Source organism: Moryella indoligenes (assembly GCF_030812885.1).
Lineage (GTDB): Bacteria > Bacillota > Clostridia > Lachnospirales > Lachnospiraceae > Moryella > Moryella indoligenes.
Genome location: NZ_JAUSTO010000003.1, coordinates 199,716 through 215,585, shown reverse-complemented (window position 1 = coordinate 215,585; position 15,870 = coordinate 199,716). Strand labels below are relative to the sequence as shown.

Below are 15,870 nucleotides of genomic sequence, written 5' to 3'. Positions count from 1 at the left end.
ATGGCAGAAGAAAAAACCTATGTTGCCGACATTGACCGCTCTCTATACGACTTCAGAAATGAGGATAAGGATGCCTATCGCATCAAGGAGGGGCTGTCGGAGGAGATTGTCGAGGAGATCTCCCGCGGAAAGAATGATCCGGAGTGGATGCATGATTTCCGTATGAAGTCCCTGAGGATATTCAACGAGAGGGAGATGCCGGACTGGGGCCCGTCGATTGAGGGCCTCGACATGAAAAATATTGTGACCTACGTGCGCCCGAACACAAAGATGAATGCGGAGTGGTCTGAAGTTCCGGAGGAAATCAAGGACACCTTTGAGAAGCTCGGTATTCCGAAGGCGGAGAGAGAGTCTCTGGCCGGTGTCGGCGCGCAGTATGATTCCGAGCTCGTCTATCACAATGTGAAGAAGGAGGTCGCGGAACAGGGCGTGATCTATACAGATCTCGAGAGCGCCATGCACGGCCCCTACGCACAGATGATAGAGGATCACTTCATGAAGCTGGTTCCGCCGACGGACCATAAGTTCGCGGCGCTGCATGGCGCGGTCTGGTCCGGCGGTTCCTTCGTCTATGTCCCGGCGGGCGTCTCCGTGGAGATTCCGCTTCAGTCCTATTTCCGTCTGAATGCGCCGGGCGCCGGGCAGTTTGAGCACACGCTGATCATCGTGGACGAGGGAGCCTACCTTCACTTCATCGAGGGATGTTCCGCACCGAAGTACAATGTGGCAAATCTTCATGCGGGCTGTGTGGAGCTCTTTGTCGGGAAGAATGCGACCATACGCTACTCGACCATCGAGAACTGGTCGAAGAATATGTACAACTTAAATACCAAGCGCGCGAAGGTTGAGGAGGGCGGAAAGGTGGAGTGGATCTCCGGTTCCTTTGGCTCACACGTCTCCTATCTCTATCCGATGAGCGTGCTGAACGGGAAGGGTGCGCGCAGCGAATTCACCGGTGTGACCTTTGCGGGCCGCGGTCAGAATCTCGATACCGGCTGCAAGGTGGTGCACAATGCGCCGGATACGAGCTCCTATGTGAACACCCGCTCCATTTCAAAGAGCGGCGGCATCAGCACCTTCCGAAGCTCTGTTGTGATCGGACCAAAGGCGGAGAATTCCAAGTCCTCGACCTCATGTCAGTCGCTCATGCTGGACGGTGAGTCCCGCTCGGACACCATTCCGGCGATGGATGTGAGAACCAATAAGGCGGATGTGGGCCACGAGGCGAAGATCGGCAGGATCTCGGACGACGCGGTCTTCTATCTGATGAGCCGCGGCGTCTCCGAGGAGGATGCGCGTGCGCTGATTGTCAGCGGCTTCGCGGATAATGTCGGCAAGGAGCTGCCGCTTGAGTACGCGGTGGAGATGAACAACCTGATACGTCTTGAGATGAAGGGTGCGATCGGATAAGGAGGAAGCTGTGAAAATCAATACGCTGGCCACGCCGACCTTCGGCTGGCTTAAAATGAACGGGGCGGAGCTGAAAAAGCTTCCGGCCCTGCAGAAGCTCTCTCCGGCGATCGAACTTCCGGAGGGCGTGCGGGTGGAGAAGACCAGTGGGACGGCGGCATTTCCCGCGATGCGAACCGGGAGCGGAGCGGAGTTCGGAGCGGCTCTCTCTGCGGCGGGAATCCCTGTGCTGAGCTGTTCGGTGCCGGATGAGATGCGCGTCCCGGAGCGGGATGCGCTGCGCCTTAACTTTTCTCTGCCGGATGCAGAGGAGGAGTACGATCCCTCCGGGAAGATCGACATGCGCCCGGACGGAAAGAAGAAGGAGGGCGCACCGGCGGCAGCGGGGAAATTCTCCGCGGTGAATCTCTCTCTCGGGAGGAACAGCGCGCTCACGGTGGTCATGGATTACCGCTCAGAGCTCTCTGCGAAGGGGCTCGCGGGCGTGCAGACAAGAATCAGGCTTGCGGAGGGGGCGCGGCTCACGCTGGTGCAGGTGGTGCAGCTCGGCGATGGCTACAGTTTTCTGAATGATGTCGGCGCGGAGGCGGCGGAGCGCGCGGAGCTGAAGGTGATACACCTGATTCTCTCCGGAAGGCATGTCTATCAGGGGCTCAGTGCGGCGCTTGCGGGAGACAGGAGTCATCTCGCGGCGGATATCGGCTACATTGCAGTCGGCGATTCGCACTACGACATGAATTACGAGGTGATTCATACCGGAAGAAAGACAAACTGTGAGATCAGCGCGAAGGGGGTCATGCGGGACCGCGCCTCGAAGGTCTTCCGGGATACCATTGATTTTAAGCACGGTTGCGCCGGCGCGGTCGGAGAGGAGACAGAGGATGTGCTTCTCATGGACGAGACGGTCTCGAATCGCAGCATTCCCATCATACTCTGTGCGGAGGAGGATGTAGTCGGGAACCACGGGGCGACCATAGGAAGGCTGGACGAGGAGCTGCTATTCTACATGGAATCCCGCGGCATGAGGCGGGACGAGATCTATGAGATGATGGCGAAGGCGCGTCTGGATGCCATCATGCGAAAGATTCCGGATGTGAAGACGCGCTGTGCGCTCCTTGAGAGCGGAGAGGAAGAGCTATGACACAGGAAGAGAGAAGAGCACAGGACGAGCGGATACGAAAGGATTTCCCTCTGATCAGCGGTCATCCGGAGATCGCCTATCTGGATAATTCCGCAACGACACAGAAGCCGGTGCGCGTTCTGGACTGCATGCGGCATTACTATGAGGAGGACAATGCAAATCCGCTCCGTGGGCTGTACGCGCTGAGTGTCCGCGCGACAGATGATTATGAGAACGCGCGTGAGCTCGTGCGGGAGTTTATCAATGCGGAGAGCACAGAGGAGATCATCTTCACGCGGAATGCCTCTGAGAGCCTGAACCTCGTCGCCTATGCGGGGAGCGAGGCGTTTCTCAAAGAGGGGGACGAGATCCTCATCACGATCATGGAGCATCACTCCAATCTGATTCCCTGGCAGCAGGCGGCGCGGCGCTGCGGCGCGGTCCTTAAGTTTCTGGAGCCGGACGCGGAGGGATATATCAGCGAGGAGCGCTTTCTCGCTGCGCTGACAGAGCGGACAAAGCTCGTCTCCATGACGCAGATCTCCAATGTGCTGGGGGTGAAAAATGATATCCGCCGTTTTGCGGAGCTCTCCCACAGGCAGGGGGCGTTTTTTGTGGCGGACGGCGCGCAGAGTGTGCCACATATTCCGGTGGATGTGCGTGAGCTCGGCGTGGATTTCCTCGCCTTCTCCGGGCACAAGATGCTGGGACCCATGGGGATCGGCGTGCTCTACGGCAGAAGAGAGCTGCTTCAGAAGATGCCGCCCTTCCTCTTTGGCGGCGAGATGATAGAGTATGTGAGCCGTGAGAAGGCGACCTGGGCGCCTCTTCCGCATAAGTTTGAGGCGGGTACGGTCAATGCCTCCGGCGCGGCGGGGCTTGGTGCGGCGATTGAGTATTACAGGGAGCTCGGCTGGGATACCATACTGGAGCGGGAGGAGTACTTAAGCCATGTGGCGATGAAGAAGCTCAGCGCGATACCGCATCTTCGTATACTCGGGCCGAAGCAGGCCGGGGAGCATCACGGGATCTTTACTTTCACGATCGACGGGGTGCATCCGCACGATATCGCGGCGATTCTGGATGCGGACGGAGTGAATATCCGCGCGGGACACCACTGCGCACAGCCGCTCATGCAGTTTATGAAGACACCCTCCACCACCCGGGCGAGCATTGCCTTCTATAACACGGAGGCGGAGATTCAGAAGCTTGCGGACAGTCTGTCCCGCGTGAGAGCGGAGATGGGTTATGAGGACTAAGCGGGGACAAATATGGCAAATAAAATTTTTTATAATGAAATTCTGACGGATCATAATCTTCACCCGGGCAACAAGCGCGATATTCCGGATGCGAATCTGGTGCTGGAGGGTGTAAATCCAAGCTGCGGAGACGACATCATCCTGAAGCTGCGCGTGAAGGACGGCATCATAGAGGATGGGGGATTCACCGGGGATGGATGCGCGGTCTCACAGGCCTCGGCAGATATGATGCTGGATCTGATCATCGGAAAGCCGGAGGTTGAGGCGAGGCGCCTCTCAGAGATATTCCTTCGTATGATTAAGGGCAGAATCACGGAAGAGGAGCTGGAGGAGCTTGAGGAGGCCGGAGTGCTTCAGGATATCTCGCATATGCCTGCCCGCGTGAAGTGTGCGGTGCTCGGCTGGCACACCATGGAGGAGATGCTGAACGGTGCCTCTGACGCGGTGACAACGGAGAAGGAATAACGATGGCGATGAATCCGCTCGCGCTGATGAAGCTTGCAGGTCTCGGAAGAAAATTTCAGAAGAATCATCCAAAGGTGGTTTCCTATCTCCGCGCAGTGATTGCTCCGGGACTGCCGGAGGGGAGCATACTGGAGATTACTGTCACAAAGCCGGGGGCCGCGCCCGTGACCACAAATATGCGTGTCATCGCGGAGGATATCGAGCTGCTTCAGGAGCTTCGCGAGCTGCAGAAATGACTGATTGGCTGCACTGTGTTATGCTGAGTGCAGAAATCCCCTGACCGATGTGTCAATCATATCGGCCAGGGGATTTTTTAGGCAATATTTAAAAAAATGTTTTCAGGCTTTATCTCCGGTTGCTCTTTCTCCAGATGCCCATCTTTTCCGCTTCTGCGATCAGCTCATCGCGGAAATCCGGATGTGCGATTGAGATGATGGCCTCTGCTCTCTGCCAGGTATTCAGACCCTTCAGGTTCACCATGCCATACTCCGTGACGAGGTAGTGAACCGCCGTGCGCGGGTCGGATGCAATGGAGCCGGGGGTAAGGGTCGGACGAATGCGGGACTGCATGGGCTTGCCCTTCGGCTGGAAGGAGGAGGACATGCAGATGAAGCTCTTGCCGCCATTGGAGAGGTAAGCGCCCATCACGAAGTCCAGCTGTCCGCCGGTTCCGCTGATCTGCTTGATGCCTGCGGACTCCGCGTTGACCTGTCCGAAGAGATCCACATCGACCGCGTTGTTGATCGAAATGAAATTGTCGATCTGTGCGACGACGTAGGGATCGTTGGTGTAGTTAACCGGTGCGCTCATACAGGCAGGATTGTTGTTCAGGTGGTCGTAGAGCTTCTGTGTACCTGCGGCGAAGGCATAGACCTCACGGCCGCGGTCCAGATTCTTTTTGGAGCAGTTGATCTTTCCGGCGTTATAGAGATCCACAAATCCGTCCACGTACATCTCCGTGTGCACGCCGAGATCCTTCAGATCGGACTCTGCGATCATGGAGCCGACTGCGTTCGGCATACCGCCGATGCCGAGCTGGAGGCAGGCGCCGTTCGGGATCTCCTCGACGATGAGTTTTGCGACAGTCTTGTCAATTTCAGAGGCAGGGCCGCCTGCCGGAAGCTGCGGGATGGGCTCATTGCCGCTCTCGACGATCATATCAACCTCGGAGATATGAATGCAGTGCTCAAAACCGCCGTGGCAGTTCGGCTGGTTTTTATTGACCTCGACGATGACCTTCTTTGCGGAGGCGCACATTGCTGCGAGGTGAGAGGCCTGCGGGCCGAAGTTGAAGTAGCCGTGCCCGTCCATGGGCGTGACCTGAATCACTGCGACATCCGGCTTTGGCATGTTCGGGTCGCGGTAGAAGCGGGGCAGCTCCGCATAGCGCATGGGAGAGAAGTAGCCGAAGCCCTCTGCAATGGCCTTTCTCTCGATACCGGTCATGTGCCAGGAGTTCCAGCACATGTGCTCGGGTGCATTTTCCACATCAAAGACAGCCGGACGCTTTAAGAGCACGCCTCCGCGGAACTTCACGTCTTCAAGCTCCGGGAGTCGTTTTGCGATGGCCTGATCGACTGTGACCGGTGTTCCGACGCACCAGCCGTAGTCGACCCAGTCACCGGATTTTACAACAGCGGCAGCAGTATCTGCGCTGACCAGCTTTGAAGCATATTCTTCCTGAATATTCATACCTACCTCCGCGTGATATTTTGTCATTTTGTACGAAAAAATGAGGCGTTTCGAAAACAACGCAGTACCAGTTTACCATTCCAGGACACGCTTTGCAATGTATCTTAGCACAAAGCAGCCGTGGCTTCCCGGAGGAGGCCACGGCTGATGTTCAGAGGGAAGCGCAGAGCGGAGCGGGCTGTATTTACAGGGCGCTCTCAAGATTCCGCCCGTCCTCCTTTCGGAAGATGTGCACAACATTTCCTCCGAAGGTGAAGGAGATCGGACTTCCGATCGTCATGTTGATCGGAGCCTTGCCCTCAAAGCTCATGGTCTGTGCGATGATGATGCTGTCCCTGCCGCAGGCATTTACGTGCAGATGCACAGCGCTGCCCATCATCTCACTCACATCGACTGTGCCCGGAAGCGTGTTCTCTCCGTCGCCGAGGAGCGCGATATGTTCCGGACGCACGCCGAGGGTGATGGTCTGCGGCTCTACCTGATTGTTTTTCAGCTTTTCCTGCTTTTCATCGGAGGGGATCACGCGGAACTGTCCCATCTGGACGACATAGTGTCCGTCCTCTTCCAGCAGGAGCTCCGCATCATAGAAATTCATCTGCGGGACGCCGATGAAGCCCGCCACAAAGAGATTGGCGGGATGTTCAAAGACCTCCTGCGGCGTACCGATCTGCTGGATGACTCCGTCCTTCATGATGACGATGCGGTCGCCGAGTGTCATCGCCTCCGTCTGGTCGTGGGTCACATAGATAAAAGTCGTGTTAATGCGCTGCCGGAGCTTTATGATCTCTGCGCGCATCTGGTTTCTGAGCTTTGCGTCGAGGTTTGAGAGCGGCTCATCCATGAGCAGCACCTTCGGCTCCCGGACGATCGCTCTTCCGATGGCGACGCGCTGACGCTGTCCGCCGGAGAGGGCCTTGGGCTTTCGGTCCAGATACTCTGTGATGCCGAGTATCTCCGCCGCCTGATTGACCCGGCGGTCTATTTCCGCCTGATCCATTTTGCGGAGCTTCAGCGGGAACTCCATATTGCCGCGAACTGTCATGTGCGGATACAGAGCATAGCTCTGGAAGACCATCGCGATATCTCTGTCCTTTGGCTCCGTCTCATTCATGCGCTTTCCATCGATGAGCAGCTCACCGTGGGTGATATCCTCAAGTCCCGCGACCATGCGAAGCGTCGTCGACTTGCCGCAGCCCGAGGGGCCGACCAGAACGATAAATTCCCTGTCACGGATCTCCAGATTGAAATCCTCTACGGCGAGGACGCCTTCCTCCGTGATCTTCAGATTGCTCTTCTTCGCGCCATGCTTCTTCTCGGTGTTCGGATATATTTTTTCGATGTGGCGCAAGCTGACCTCAGCCATGATTTACCTCCATAATAAATATGCGTTGTGTATGTTTCCTGTTTATTTTTTAATTATATTCACTCTCTCGTAGAGCTCCATATACCGGCGCAGCCGCGCTGCAAGCGCGGGGCTGTCAAAGCCGGGGAGTGCCCGCCACTGCCAGTTTCCGCCGAGAACAGAGGGAGTATTTATGCGGCCCTCGCTTCCGAGCTCCAGGAGATCCTGCATCTGTACGACTGTGAGCTTTGCGGCGCTGCTCCAGATGGCGCGCATCATGCTCCAGCCCTCGCCTTCCTGAGGGTCTGTGTGCAGGTATTCCCTGGCGAGTGCCACGTCTCCCGGCGCCGCGTTTTGAAGCCAGCCGAGCGCGGTGTCATTGTCGTGTGTTCCGACATAGGCCACACAATTCCTCGGATAGTTGTGGGGCTGATAGCTTCTGCCGCCGCCATCCCGGCTGTCGAAGGCGAATTCCAGTACCTTCATGCCCGGATAGCCGGTATCGGCTAGCAGCTGATGTACGGAGGGGGTGAGAAAACCAAGATCCTCCGCAATAATGGGCCGTTTTCCGAGCGCCTGCTCCAGCGTGCGAAAGAAGTCGATGCCGGGACCGGGCTGCCAGCTGCCGCGCTCTGCGGTATTTGCGCCGGCGGGGATGGCATAGTAGGAGTCAAATCCGCGGAAGTGGTCGATCCGCAGTACGTCGTAGAAGCGGAACTGAAACGCAATGCGCCGTATCCACCATCGGTAGCCGTCCTGTTTCATCTTTGTCCAGTCAAAGAGGGGGTTGCCCCAGAGCTGACCGGTCGCCGAGAAGCCGTCCGGAGGGCAGCCCGCCACAGCGATAGGGTGCAGCGTTTCGTCCATCTGAAACTGTCCGGGATCCGCCCATACGTCTGCGCTGTCCTCCGCGGCGTAGATCGGGAGATCCCCAATGAGGGAGATGCTTCGCTTGGCTGCTTCGTCCCTTAGCCGTCGCCACTGCACAGAGAAGAGGAATTGTACGCCCCTCCAGAAGCGGAGCTCATCGGAGAGCTCATCCTGCGCTTCCTTCATGGCCTCCTGCTCACGCTTTTTCAGCGCTGCGGGCCAGCAGCTCCAGGACGCGCCCTGAAAGCGTCCCTTCAGCGCCATGAACAGCGCGTAGTCTTCAAGCCACCACGCCTCCTCCGCACAGAACTGACGGAGTGCAGGAAGCAGGGGATGGTCCTCTGCCCACAGTCGCGTTACAGCGCGACGCAGGACGGACAGACGATGTTCGTAGAGCAACGCATAGTCCACGCGGGCGGGATCATTACCCCAGTTAAGGTTCTCATACTCCTTGCGGAGCAGCAGCCCTGCTGCACGAAGCTCCTCGAGATCTATCAGATAGGGGTTTCCTGCAAAGGAGGAGCAGGACTGATAGGGAGAGTCCCCGTAGCCTGTGGGTCCGATGGGAAGTATCTGCCAGCAGCGCTGTCCTGCCTCTGACAGGAAGTCGAGGAAGGCGCGCGCGTCCGCCCCGAGGGTACCCACACCGCAGGGAGAGGGGAGTGCTGTGATTGGCATCAGTATACCGGAACTTCTCATAAAAATGTGACCTTTCTATGGATGAGCGGCTATCAGCAGCGCGGTGTGCCGATACTCTCGCTGAGGCGGAGTTCAAAGGGAATGGTCTCGTGGAGAGGCGCCGCGCCGAGGCGTATCTGCTGCAAAAGCGCGCTGACGCCGCGCGCCGCAAGCGCTTCTGTATTCTGGCAGACAGTGCTGAGGCGGGGAATGCTGTATTTTGCCGCGGCGATTCCGTCGTAGCCGACGAGGGAGATATCCTCCGGAACCCGGAGCCTCCGGTCGCAGATTGCCCGCAGTGCCCCGAGGGCAATCACATCCCCCAGAGCAAAGATCGCGCTGAGCGCCCCGTTTCGTTTTAAAAGCCGCATGGTCGCCTGATAGCCCTCCTCCATGGAATAGCGGCAGGGCTCGTAGCAGCGATCCAGATCAAAGCAGAGACCATGTTGCTCCATGGCTTGCTGAACGCCCCGGATGCGCCGGTAGCTCACCTGATGGAGTGCAAGACTTCCGCCGATGACACCGATGCTTCGGTGGCCATGCTCCGTGAGACTGTCGATCACCTGTGCCGCCGCGGAGGCATCGTCCGTCGTAAAGCTTGAGAGATTCGGAAAGCCGAGGGCGCGGGCATCGTTTGTCAGGAGCACCGAGGGAGTGCTGAGCTGCGAAAAGCTGTCTTTAAAGTGCTCCAGATCTCCGCCGAGGAAGAGAAAGCCCTTCGGATGGCGGAGCTCCATGAGCCTTGCGGCGTGCTGCACCTCGTCCGCATCCTCATCCAGATATGCGACATAGCTCGCCTCGCCGTTTTGCTGAAAGAGCGACTGACTCCTCTCCAGGATGTCCGCAAAGAGAGGATTCTGTGAACCTTTTACGAGAACTGCGACAGAGGACTGCGCCTGCATCTTCAAAAGCTTTGCGTTGTCGTTCGGGGCAAAGCCCTGTTCTTTAATCACGGCAAGCACCTTCTCCCGCGTCTTTGGATTCACGTCCGGATGCTTGTTGAGCACCCGGGAGACGGTGCTCACACTGTAGCCGGACAGCCGGGCGATGTCTTTGATGGTCATAGCGTTCACCTCCCTGTACTGTGCGGCTCAGCCCTTGACAGCGCCGGACGCCACACCCTTGATGATATATTTTTGGCAGGAGAGATAGAAGACGATTACAGGAATTACTGCCATGATGAGGGCCGCCATAATCGCGCCCATATCCACTCTGCCATAGGAGCCCTTCATGTACTGGACCACAATGGAGATGGTCTTGTACTTGTTGGTATCAAGCACCAGATAGGGCAGAAGAAAGTCGTTCCATATCCACATGGTCTCCAGTATGCCGACGGAGATGTAGGTCGGCTTCATGATCGGAAGCACCACGGAGAAGAACATTCGGAGCGGGGAGCAGCCGTCGATCAGAGCGGCCTCTTCGATCTCAATCGGGATGGACTTCACGAAGCCGCAGAACATGAAGACCGCGAGCCCTGCACCGAATCCCAGATAGATGATGATAATGCCCCAGGGTGTGTTAAGGTGCAGGCGGTCTGCCACCAGAGAGAGGGTGAACATCACCATCTGGAAGGGGATGACCATGGAGAACACGCAGAGCAGGTAGATGGTCTTTGTGACGCGGTTTTTCACACGGGTGATGAACCACGCGCACATGGAGGTGCATACCAGGATCACGAGCACAGAGCCCACCGTGATAAAAACGGTCCAGCCGACAGCTTTCAGAAAGCCGTACTGTCCCATCGCGGCGGAGTAGTTGTCGAGACCCGTGAAGGTGCTCTCATTCGGGAGCTCAAAGGGCTTCAGGTTGATGAAGGACTTCTTCTTGAAGGAGTTGAAGAACACGATGATGATGGGAAGAATGTAGAAAAGGCACAGAAAGGTGAAAAAGCCTGTGCCGATATTGTTCAGCGTTTCTTTTCTTTTCGTCACTGCTGTACCTCCTTGGAGCGGGTGGCGCGAAGCTGAATCAGCCCGATGCCGACGACCAGGATGAAGAAGATGACGGCCTTCGCCTGTCCGACGCCCTCCCAGCCGACGCGGCCGTAGAAGGTATTGAAGATATTCAGCGCCAGCATTTCAGAGAGCTTCGAGGGCTCGCCGGCGGTGAGAGACAGGTTCTGGTCAAAGAGCTTGAAGCCGTTGGTGATGGAGAGGAAGGTGCAGATGGTGATGGAGGGCATCATCATGGGAATGATGACATTTTTCAGTCTCTGCCATCCGTTTGCACCGTCGATCTGCGCCGCCTCCAGCACGCCGCCCGGGATGGACTGCAGCCCTGCGATGTAGATGATCATCATATAGCCGATCTGCTGCCATGAGACCAGTATCACCAGTCCCCAGAAGCCGTACCACTGGTTCAGGGCGAGGGCCTTGCCGTAGCCCGCCAGTATGCCGTTGAATATGAGCTGCCAGATGTAGCCCAGCACGATGCCTCCGATGAGATTCGGCATGAAGAAGACCGTGCGGAAAATGTTGGTGCCCCTAAGCTTCTGTGTCAGCGCCAGTGCGATCGCGAAGGCAATGACGTTGATGACCGTGAGAGAGACAATTGCGAAGAGGGCGGTGTACCAGAAGGCGTGGCGGAATATGCTGTCCTGAAAGGCGAGGACGTAGTTTTCAAATCCCACGAAGCGCGCGTCGGTGACTGTTGTGAACTCGCAGAGCGAGAGCCAGAGCCCCATGGCAAAGGGCGCCAGAAAGCCGATGAAAAAGGCGATCATGGTGGGCAGAAGAAAGATGGGAAAGTAGCGTTTTATGGCTTTCTCCACGGAGTGGCCTCCTTTCTCAGGGAGAAATCGGAAGTGAAATGTCCTGATCAATCAGAAATGGCGGGCGGGCCGAAACTCCCACCCGCCAAACGGTGTGCATTCTACTGATATTACTTCGCCGCTGCTGCCTCGGTGGCCCAGCCATCTACAAAGCTGGTCACGACAGCCTTCCAGTTATCGTCGCTCTGATCTGCCGCGTAGCTTGTGAGCGCGGAGCCCACGCCGTTCTTCCACTCCTCGGAGGGGATATGGTTGAAGACCCAGGACACGGCATATTTGCCGGAGGCGACAGATTCATTCATCTTGTTATTCAGAATGTTTGCGGTCTCCTTGGCGTTCTTGAACGGGGAGATAAAGCCCATCTCCTCTGCCATGGCAGTTGTGCCCTTGTCGGAGGTCACGCACCAGTTGATGAAGTCCAGCGTTGCCTTTACAGCTTCCTCGGAGGCCTTGGCGTTGACGCACCAGTAGTTCTCGGTTCCAATGCAGAGGCCCTGTTTGTCCTCGCCGTCTACGCCGATGTAGATCGGGATGATGTCGAGCTTTGAGGCGAGCTCCTCGCCGCCCTGCTCCAGGATATTTTTGTACTCCCAGGTTCCGTTCTGATAAAAGACGGCCTGCCCGGTGACAAATTCTGCGGTGGAGTCGTCAGCGGTCTTCGTGGAAAGAAGACCCGGCTCGCAGGTCGCGTTGTTGATGTAGAGATCCCAGATCTGGCGGTAGTTGTCAAGATAGCTGCCCTTGATCTCTGCCGGAGTTCCCTCGTAGCCCTCGTCCTTATACTCATAGTAGAGCGGAAGGTTGGCGAGGTGGGTCTTGAAGCGCCAGTCGGAGGAGCCGTCCATACCTGCGGAGGTGAAAGCGGAGAAGCCGAGCTCGTCCTTTCTCGCGCTGATGTCCTCAACGATTTTTTTAAAGGAAGCAAAGTCCTTGATATCTGCGGTGCTGTAGCCTGCCTTCTCCAGCAGCTCGCTGTTCACGATGATGCCATAGCCCTCATAGACATAGGCAAGCCCCAGCATTTTGTCGCCGTCCATCAGCTTGAAGTCGTCGCTGGTCAGCTCTCCCTCAACGGCAGTGCCGCTTAGATCCTGGCAGTAGTCCTTCCATGCCGCGAGGCCCACAGGTCCATTTACCTGGAAGAGAGTCGGCGCCTCAGATTTGGACATCTCCGCCTTCAGTGTCGCCTCGTACTGGCCGGAGGCTGCGGTCTTCACGATGACCGGAACACCGGTCTCCTCCGTGTAGGCCTTTGCGAGCTCCTGCCACTGCGTATCTGCCTCAGGCTTGAAGTTCAGGTAGTAGACAGAAGCGCCGTCCGCCTTCTTGTCGGCCGATCCTGAAGCTGTGCTTCCGGAGCCGCCGCAGCCTGCCAGAAGAGAGAGGGAGATGGCCGCGCCGAGTCCCATTGTAAGTAGATTCTTCTTCATTTCATATACCTCCTTAAAATAGTTGCCTGATTACTGATGCAGTGCGAAGAGACCGATTCCGGAATATCACTGGAGGGATATGGCGGAGTGTTTGGGCAGTACTCTGGACGACTGCATTCTGCGTTCCGGAAACTTATGACAGATCGTTGCTTTCCTGCTTCTGGTAACGGTTCCGGAAACGTTACCAGAAGGCTGCTAAGCTGATATTACGCCCTGTTGTCAGGACAATCAAGAAAAAGAATTATATTTTCTTGATTTTGTATAGTCTCACAATTTTCTGCGCGGCTATTTGTGCAGAATTTTGGGTTTCTTGTGCCCTTCAGCAGAATATTTCAGATGATTATTACTGATTGGAATGATATACTGAAAACAATTAGCAGGTTCAAACTGAGGCGGAGATTTGATGTTGAGTATTTCATCTGCCTTTGAGCCGGGAGCGAGGCAAAGCGGAGGTGAAACAGAGACTGAGGGAGGCGTACCCGGAAGGGATGTCCTTAGAGGTGGCGGATGTGTGATGAATAAGAAGTGGAAGATGCTGGCACATGCCTGTGTGGTTCTGTGTCTGGGGATTGTCTATCTGGAATTTGTCAGAAGAAGCGGATATGGCATTCCCTGCTTATTTCATCAGTGCACAGGCCTTGAGTGTCCGGGCTGCGGGATGACACGGGCCATGATTGCGCTTTTGCACTTCGACCTGAAAGCTGCGTGGAGGATGAACGCGCTGTCCGTGACGCTGCTGCCGCTGCTGCTTCTGTATCTCTTATTCCGCAAGCTGAAACAACGGCGGACGGATGAGCTGCAGTTCAGTGTCGCGGAACTTCTGCTTTTGCTGATCCTGCTGATTGGGACACTTGCATATGGCGTACTGCGAAATTTATCTTAAAAGAAGGGGGACTACAACCACATGAAGTTTTGTTCGAATTGCGGAAAACCAGTGGACGCGACGGCAAAGTTCTGCATGAACTGCGGAGCGCCGCTGCATCATGAGACGGCGGGGGGCGCTGCACCGCAGGAGAGAGCACCGCAGGAAAACCAGATGGATCAATCCGTTCAGGAGGCTCGGCAGCAGGTTCAGAACACGCAGCAGCAGGCGGCACAGGGGGACGCAGCCGGGTGGTCGCAGCAGAGCCAGAGCGCGAGTACACAGCAGACGCAGAATACACAGCAGGCTCAGAACACGCAGCAGGACCAGTATACACAGACAAAAGAGGGAGCCGCTGCAGAGCAATCGTCGCAGCAGAATCAGTATACACAGGTAAATCAGGAGGCTGCTGCGAGACAATCGTCGCAGCAGAATCAGTATACACAGGTAAGTCAGGGAGCCGCCGCGGGACAATCGGCACAGCAAGACCAGTATACACAGACAAATGAGGGAGCTGCCGCGGGGCAATCGTCGCAGCAGAATCAGTATACACAGGCAAGTCAGGGAGCTGCTGCAGGGCAATCGTCGCAGCAGAACCAGTATACACAGGCAAGTCAGGGAGCTGCTGCAGGGCAATCGTCGCAGCAGAACCAGTATACACAGGCAAGTCAGGGAGCCGCTGCAGGGCAATCGTCGCAGCAGAACCAGAACAGCTGGCAGAAGCAGGGGCAGGAGGCATTCAACGATTTCAGCAAAGCTGCCGGCGACAGGGCGATGGAGTGGACCGATAAGGCAATGAAGGGGCTGGATGGCCTCCCACCCACCGCGGTGCGTTTCTTTTGTCTGGCAGTGCTGTTTGTGCCGCTGGCGCTGGGGATCATCCTTTTCCCGCTGGAGCAGCTTCAGGAACAGATGTACTGGTACGATGGCCCATACATGCTGGTAGGCTTTCTTATGGGGCTGCTTCGTGCGGCAGCTATCATTATCACGCTCATCGGCGTCGGGCTGGCGGCTCGGGAGTTCCTGAAAGGACAGAGTGCGGGCGGACCCGGTGAGACCGGGCGCAGCGTAGACAGGATGCTTCCGCTCATCGGTGCAGTGTTTGCGCTTCTTGCCTGCGGGAGCCTGCTTGGAATTCGTCCTCTGTGCCTCTTTCTGGTGCTGGCGGCAATCATCGGCGTCTACCTCCTGATCACACAGCAGGACAGTCTCTCCCGGGCTGCGGGAGCCGGTGCGGGTATGGCTGCTTCCGGCGGGCAGCCTGTTCCGGGCTCGGAGTTTGACGGAAAAGGGCTGGAGTATCTGGGCTACAGCCTGCTTGCCGCTGTCGTGAACGCTGTGACCTGCGGCATTGCGTGGCCATGGATGCAGTGCAGGATCGTAAAGTGGCGCAAGAATCATACGCTCATCGAGGGCAGACGCCTGGACTTCAACGGCACAGGCGGGCAGATGTTCGGTCTCTATATCAAGTGGGTGCTGCTCTCGTTAGTAACCTGTGGTATCTATACGCTCTTTGTTCCTGTGGATTATCTGAAGTGGGAGATGAAGCATACCTTCTATTACGGGGATCAGGTAATGCTGGATCATGCCGTTCCGGGCTCGGAGTTTGACGGCAATACCTTTGAGTGCGCCGGCTATATGCTCCTCTGCTTTATCATCACAGTCTGCACCTGCGGCCTTGCGCTTCCCTGGGCCATCGCATTCATGAAGCGCTGGGAGATGCGTCATAAGCTGATCGGCGGCAGAAGGCTGAGCTTTGGCGGTACCGGTCTTCAGTTCTTTGGTCATTATCTCCTCATTGCCCTCTTCAGTGTGCTGAGCTGCGGCATCTATGCCAGCTGGGGACAGGTGCGGATCTGGAGGTGGATCTACAGGCACTGCAGCTATGAGAATGGATGATCCTCTGCGTGCGAAGCAAGATAATCTATAAAAAAAGCAGAAAAGCACAGATGTGTACACAAAATCCGCGATA

General features: G+C 56.6%; 14 protein-coding genes. 7 read left to right on the top strand and 7 right to left on the bottom strand.

All coding sequences use genetic code 11. The features are described from left to right. The 5 genes from sufB to J2S20_RS03670 are packed head-to-tail and all read left to right on the top strand — an operon-like array spanning position 1 to position 4,490. Positions 1-1,410, top strand: a complete 1,410-nt coding sequence (sufB, locus tag J2S20_RS03690) for a Fe-S cluster assembly protein SufB (RefSeq protein WP_307253300.1) — start codon at positions 1-3, stop codon at positions 1,408-1,410. A gap of 10 nt (positions 1,411-1,420) precedes the next feature. Then, positions 1,421-2,551 (top strand): SufB/SufD family protein, encoded by a 1,131-nt coding sequence (locus J2S20_RS03685; protein WP_106611539.1) that lies wholly within the window; start codon positions 1,421-1,423, stop codon positions 2,549-2,551. Continuing rightward, a complete protein-coding gene (locus tag J2S20_RS03680) occupies positions 2,548-3,789 on the top strand; it encodes an aminotransferase class V-fold PLP-dependent enzyme (protein ID WP_307253297.1) in 1,242 nt (413 codons plus the stop codon). Before J2S20_RS03685 ends, J2S20_RS03680 begins: the two co-directional genes overlap by 4 nt. A gap of 12 nt (positions 3,790-3,801) precedes the next feature. Next, entirely contained in the window at positions 3,802-4,254 is a 453-nt protein-coding gene (sufU, locus tag J2S20_RS03675) for a Fe-S cluster assembly sulfur transfer protein SufU (RefSeq protein WP_106611541.1), read from the top strand. A 2-nt stretch (positions 4,255-4,256) separates the two neighbouring features. Continuing rightward, a complete protein-coding gene (locus J2S20_RS03670; protein WP_211292147.1) occupies positions 4,257-4,490 on the top strand; it encodes a hypothetical protein in 234 nt (77 codons plus the stop codon). A gap of 109 nt (positions 4,491-4,599) precedes the next feature. On the opposite strand, the gene J2S20_RS03665 is transcribed toward J2S20_RS03670, so the two are convergent. From J2S20_RS03665 to J2S20_RS03635, 7 genes are all read right to left on the bottom strand, one after another. Beyond that, positions 4,600-5,946 (bottom strand): butyryl-CoA:acetate CoA-transferase, encoded by a 1,347-nt coding sequence (locus J2S20_RS03665; protein ID WP_106611542.1) that lies wholly within the window; start codon positions 5,944-5,946, stop codon positions 4,600-4,602. A 184-nt stretch (positions 5,947-6,130) separates the two neighbouring features. Then, positions 6,131-7,309, bottom strand: a complete 1,179-nt coding sequence (locus tag J2S20_RS03660) for an ABC transporter ATP-binding protein (RefSeq protein WP_106611543.1) — start codon at positions 7,307-7,309, stop codon at positions 6,131-6,133. Between the two features lie 42 nt (positions 7,310-7,351). Continuing rightward, positions 7,352-8,857 carry a 4-alpha-glucanotransferase gene (malQ, locus tag J2S20_RS03655; RefSeq protein WP_106611544.1) on the bottom strand — a complete coding sequence of 502 codons (1,506 nt, stop codon included), beginning with the start codon at positions 8,855-8,857 and terminating at the stop codon, positions 7,352-7,354. Positions 8,858-8,889: 32 nt separating this feature from the next. After that, positions 8,890-9,900 carry a LacI family DNA-binding transcriptional regulator gene (locus J2S20_RS03650; protein WP_106611545.1) on the bottom strand — a complete coding sequence of 337 codons (1,011 nt, stop codon included), beginning with the start codon at positions 9,898-9,900 and terminating at the stop codon, positions 8,890-8,892. A 27-nt stretch (positions 9,901-9,927) separates the two neighbouring features. Further along, positions 9,928-10,767, bottom strand: a complete 840-nt coding sequence (locus J2S20_RS03645) for a carbohydrate ABC transporter permease (protein ID WP_106611546.1) — start codon at positions 10,765-10,767, stop codon at positions 9,928-9,930. Then, positions 10,764-11,606, bottom strand: coding sequence for a carbohydrate ABC transporter permease (locus J2S20_RS03640; protein WP_106611547.1), 843 nt, complete (start codon positions 11,604-11,606; stop codon positions 10,764-10,766). The genes J2S20_RS03645 and J2S20_RS03640 overlap by 4 nt, the downstream gene beginning before the upstream one ends. Positions 11,607-11,716: 110 nt before the next feature. Beyond that, on the bottom strand, positions 11,717-13,036 hold the full coding sequence (locus tag J2S20_RS03635; protein ID WP_106611548.1) for an ABC transporter substrate-binding protein: 1,320 nt from the start codon (positions 13,034-13,036) through the stop codon (positions 11,717-11,719). A gap of 514 nt (positions 13,037-13,550) precedes the next feature. Between J2S20_RS03635 and J2S20_RS03630 the strand changes: the two genes are divergently transcribed. Both J2S20_RS03630 and J2S20_RS03625 read left to right on the top strand, forming a co-directional pair. Further along, the gene (locus tag J2S20_RS03630; protein ID WP_170065352.1) at positions 13,551-13,919 is read left to right on the top strand and encodes a DUF2752 domain-containing protein; all 369 of its coding nucleotides are present in this window, start codon (positions 13,551-13,553) and stop codon (positions 13,917-13,919) included. Between the two features lie 21 nt (positions 13,920-13,940). Further along, positions 13,941-15,797 (top strand): DUF898 family protein, encoded by a 1,857-nt coding sequence (locus J2S20_RS03625; protein ID WP_307253284.1) that lies wholly within the window; start codon positions 13,941-13,943, stop codon positions 15,795-15,797. The last annotated feature ends 73 nt before the right edge of the window (positions 15,798-15,870 follow it).

Excerpts from the sequence above, each read along its gene's own strand:
- sufB (WP_307253300.1), top strand. The coding sequence starts at position 1 with ATGGCAGAAGAAAAAACCTATGTTGCCGACATTGACCGCTCTCTATAC.
- J2S20_RS03680 (WP_307253297.1), top strand. The coding sequence starts at position 2,548 with ATGACACAGGAAGAGAGAAGAGCACAGGACGAGCGGATACGAAAGGAT.
- sufU (WP_106611541.1), top strand. The coding sequence starts at position 3,802 with ATGGCAAATAAAATTTTTTATAATGAAATTCTGACGGATCATAATCTT.
- J2S20_RS03670 (WP_211292147.1), top strand. The coding sequence starts at position 4,257 with ATGGCGATGAATCCGCTCGCGCTGATGAAGCTTGCAGGTCTCGGAAGA.
- J2S20_RS03665 (WP_106611542.1), bottom strand. The coding sequence starts at position 5,946 with ATGAATATTCAGGAAGAATATGCTTCAAAGCTGGTCAGCGCAGATACT.
- J2S20_RS03660 (WP_106611543.1), bottom strand. The coding sequence starts at position 7,309 with ATGGCTGAGGTCAGCTTGCGCCACATCGAAAAAATATATCCGAACACC.
- malQ (WP_106611544.1), bottom strand. The coding sequence starts at position 8,857 with ATGAGAAGTTCCGGTATACTGATGCCAATCACAGCACTCCCCTCTCCC.
- J2S20_RS03650 (WP_106611545.1), bottom strand. The coding sequence starts at position 9,900 with ATGACCATCAAAGACATCGCCCGGCTGTCCGGCTACAGTGTGAGCACC.
- J2S20_RS03635 (WP_106611548.1), bottom strand. The coding sequence starts at position 13,036 with ATGAAGAAGAATCTACTTACAATGGGACTCGGCGCGGCCATCTCCCTC.
- J2S20_RS03630 (WP_170065352.1), top strand. The coding sequence starts at position 13,551 with ATGAATAAGAAGTGGAAGATGCTGGCACATGCCTGTGTGGTTCTGTGT.
- J2S20_RS03625 (WP_307253284.1), top strand. The coding sequence starts at position 13,941 with ATGAAGTTTTGTTCGAATTGCGGAAAACCAGTGGACGCGACGGCAAAG.